General features: G+C 60.4%; 1 protein-coding gene. It reads right to left on the bottom strand.

From position 1 onward, the window contains the following. Positions 1–285, bottom strand: a 285-nt coding sequence (locus KVS69_RS19360; RefSeq protein ID WP_217539570.1) for a phosphotransferase, incomplete at both ends; no start/stop codon positions are given.

Consider the following 285-nt stretch of genomic DNA (forward strand, 5'->3'; position numbering starts at 1 on the left):
GGCCGTCGGACCGATCATCGCATCCTGGAAATCGATCAGGCCGACACGCCTGACACCGGATTCCCGCGGTCGCCAGATGATGTTCGGCGAATGGAAGTCGCGGAGGAGGAGGTTCTTTTCGGCGCTTTCGAGTTCCTGGATGAGGCCATCCCAGATCGCAAGATAGTCCTGCCGCTCTTCATCGGTCGGTTGCGTGCCGCGTTTCCAGGGCAGGTGCCAGTCGAGGAGAAGCCGCGCCTCCATCTTCATCGCAGTCGGATCGAAATCGGGGATGTGATGGATGTG

Source organism: Stenotrophomonas sp. GbtcB23, assembly GCF_019091045.1.
Classification (GTDB): domain Bacteria; phylum Pseudomonadota; class Gammaproteobacteria; order Xanthomonadales; family Xanthomonadaceae; genus Stenotrophomonas; species Stenotrophomonas rhizophila_A.